This window comes from Frankia sp. CcWB2 (assembly GCF_977927585.1).
This window is the reverse complement of record NZ_CDWRCM010000177.1, coordinates 6,007-9,212: the sequence shown is the minus strand read 5'-3', so window position 1 is coordinate 9,212 and position 3,206 is coordinate 6,007. Positions and strand designations below refer to the sequence as shown.

The window sequence follows — 3,206 nt, the reverse complement described above, 5'->3', positions numbered from 1 at the left end:
GATCCAGGTCACCTCCCAGACCGACGCCGACGGCAACACCACCACTACCGGCTACGACACCGACGGACAGATCTCCTCCGTCAACGACGGCAAGGGCAGCTACGCCTACGTCTACGACACCGCCACCGAACACCGCGGCCTGGTCACCAGCCTTGGCGTCGGCGCCGGGTCGGCACCGTCCACCTTCACCGCCACCTACAACGGCGACGGAGCCCTCACCAGCCAGACCTACCCGAACGGCCTCGTCGCCACCACCCGCCTCGACAACACCAACAAGCCGACCAGCCTCGCCTACGCCAAGTCCGGCACACCGTGGCTGACCTTCTCCCAGGCATACTCGATCCACGGCCAGGTCCGTCTCGACGCCAGCACGCCCGCGACCAAGACGCTGGGCTACGACCCGGCGGGCCGGCTGACCTCGGTCGTCGACGCGGTCAGCTACGGCGGGCCGCGGATCTGCACCACCCGCACCTACACCTACGACCTGGATTCCAATCGCATCGCCCTGACCAGCTACCCGGATGCCGGCGGTCAGCCGGACACCGGGAACTGCTCCACCGGCACGACCCCGCAGGTCTACTCTCACAGCTATGACCAGGCCGACCGGATCACCGACACCGGCTACACCTACGACCTGTTCGGCCGAACCACGGCTGTGCCGGCCGCCGACGCGGCCGGTGTCGCGCTTACCGTCGGCTACCACGTGAACGACATGGTCGCCTCGCAGACCGCAGGCTCGACTACCCGCACCTACACCCTCGACCCAGCACGGCGCATCCGATCCTGGAGTGAAGGATCGACGAGCTGGACTAAGGGGACGTAATGAAGTAACAAATACGTGATCGAGAGCATCATCGCAGGTCACAGGCCTGTGGAGGGTTCGAAACGCGCAAGTTATTTCATTTCGACTCCTAGCCACTACCCGCTGGTTCGATACGACGGCACGACAGGTTCGACGGCGGCCGAACTCGGCGACAGCCCGGCCTGGATCGGCGTCACCGGCGGCGGGTGGACCCGCAACATCCTCGGAATCGGTGGAGACCTCGCCGCCGTCCAAGACAACACCGGCACGGTCACGCTGCAGCTGGCCAACCTGCGCGGAGACATCGTCGCCACCGTCCCCGACGACACCGCCGCTACCGCCATCGCCAGCTACGCCGAATCCAGCGAATTCGGCACCCCCTATTTCGCCAGTACCGCCTACGCCCGCTACGGCTGGCTCGGCGGAAAGCAACGCTCCCGCGACACCCTCGGCGGCCTCACCCTCATGGGCGTCCGCCTTTACAACCCCTACACCGGCCGTTTTCTCTCCACCGACCCCATCTTCGGCGGCAACGCCAAGGAGTCGAAATGAAATAACTTGCGCGTTTCGAACCCTCCACAGGCCTGTGACCTGCGATGATGCTCTCGATCACGTATTTGTTACTTCATTACGTCCCCCAACCCCTACGACTACGCCAACCAGGACCCCTACAACAAACTCGACCTCCGACGGGCGAAGGTGCGCTTGGGTCGGATGGAAATATCTTTGCTTCTCGGACTTCTTACGTCCCCTATGTCTGGCCGATTTTTGGATACACGGTCTACTGCGGTTGGACATTTGGAATATGGTGGTAGGAGGTCGCTAGTGATCATCGGAAACAGTCGGCAGTGATCATCGGAAACAGTCGGCAGTGATCATCGGAAACAGTCGGCACCCCGGCTGGTACATGCCGGTCACGGTCATCGGATACAGTTTGATCGCCGCATTGATTGTGATAGCGGCTTTTGCTGGAATCCCAGGCATCTGGGTAGTCGTTTCCGCAGCCCTTTTGGGTGGCGCTTTCAGGTTCTTGCTGAGGAGGATGCTGCACGAGGATGGTTGAGCCGTTTGCTGTACCAAGCTGAGCTATATATCCATGTGATCAATTCGTGTTACCCTTCGGTCGCCATCCCTCCAGAAAATATGCCGTAAGGTAAACGTTCGGAAATCCTGTGGGAGGGCATGATGGATATCAGTGTCTCATCCGTGAGACAGGGGCCGTCCTGCTGCTCCTTCTAGCTCCGTGGAAAGCATGTTCGAGGCTGCTCGTTGCGCTCCGGCCTTCGCCTGATCGTCCCGGTTGTCGGTCGGGATCGGGTCGGGACCCGGATCCGGGGGAGATGCCGCCAGGTCACGGCTGGCCGCGAACAGCAGGTCCTCGCCGGTCGCCGGGCGTAGTCGCAGGTCGGCGAGCGCGCCGACCCCGACTCCGGCCCGGGTCAGGGCGGTGCGCGCGGCGGCGGGGCCGGCACCGTAGAGGACCGCGATCATCTCCGGGCCGGTCGGATCCGGCCGGTACACCAGGTCCGTGCGGCGCAACGCCGGGCGGGGGCGCCGACCGGCAGGGTGAAGCGGGCGTGCGTGAGGTCATCGTCCCGGCACCGGCGCTCCAGGCCCCGATCCGGTCCCCGACCCCGCTGCGGCGCGCGGCCTTGTTCCCCTGCTTCGGCCCGCTTCGCCGCCGGTCCGGCCAGCCGGTCGATCTCGGCGGTGACCACCCGGGCCAGCAGCTCGGGGCTGGCGTCCCAGGTGAACCCAGCCGCCCAGGCGCGGGCCGCCGCGCGCAGCTCGGCCGCCGCGGGCGGCTCGGCCAGTAGCCATAGCGCCGCGTCGAGGGTCTTCTCCAGCGGCTCGCCCTCGTCGACCAGCCATCCCGTCGTCCCGTCCCGGACCGCGTCGCGCAGCCCCGGGACCCGGAACGCCACCGCGGGCACCCCGAGGGCGGCGGCCTCCAGCACCGACAGCCCCCAGCCCTCACCATGCGAGGGGTTGACCGTCAGCCAGGCCGAGGAAAGCAGCCGGTCGCGGGTGGCGGCATCGGTGTAGCCGTGCCAGCGCACGGCGTCACCGTCCCGGTCGGTCGTGCCTCCCGAGCCCGGAGCGGCCCCCGGGTCGGTGGTGGTCACCGTATCTGGGGTGGTCAGCCCGAGGGCGACCGCGCGGGCGGTCAGGCGTTCGCGGTCCGGGCCGTCGCCGATGATGTGGACGGTGAGCCCGGGATGCGCCCCGACCAGCGCGGGCAGCGCGTCGAGGAGCAGGTCGAGCCGCTTGTGCGGCACGAGCCGGCCGACGCACACGATGGTGGGTGCCGTCGCGGGGCCGCCATCCGAGCCTGCGGGCCCGCCGCCAGCCGGGCCCGTGAACGCGGTGGCCCCGGCGGCCGAGCTAGCCCCGGCGGCCGAGG

3 protein-coding genes and 1 pseudogene are annotated in these 3,206 nt (G+C 67.3%); 2 read left to right on the top strand and 2 right to left on the bottom strand.

From position 1 onward, the window contains the following. Positions 1-823: pseudogene (locus ACY45C_RS16820) on the top strand (sugar-binding protein); the annotation flags it as partial. Positions 824-838: 15 nt separating this feature from the next. Continuing rightward, entirely contained in the window at positions 839-1,354 is a 516-nt protein-coding gene (locus ACY45C_RS16815) for an RHS repeat-associated core domain-containing protein (protein WP_462188518.1), read from the top strand. Positions 1,355-2,002: 648 nt separating this feature from the next. Here ACY45C_RS16815 and ACY45C_RS16810 read toward each other — a convergent pair. Then, on the bottom strand, positions 2,003-2,293 hold the full coding sequence (locus ACY45C_RS16810; RefSeq protein ID WP_462188517.1) for a hypothetical protein: 291 nt from the start codon (positions 2,291-2,293) through the stop codon (positions 2,003-2,005). Continuing rightward, the coding region (locus ACY45C_RS16805) for a glycosyltransferase (RefSeq protein ID WP_462188516.1) at positions 2,290-3,206 on the bottom strand (917 nt) is incomplete at its 5' end. The genes ACY45C_RS16810 and ACY45C_RS16805, both read right to left, overlap by 4 nt.

Coding starts and splice junctions, on each gene's coding strand:
- ACY45C_RS16810 (WP_462188517.1), bottom strand. CDS start 2,293: ATGATCGCGGTCCTCTACGGTGCCGGCCCCGCCGCCGCGCGCACCGCC.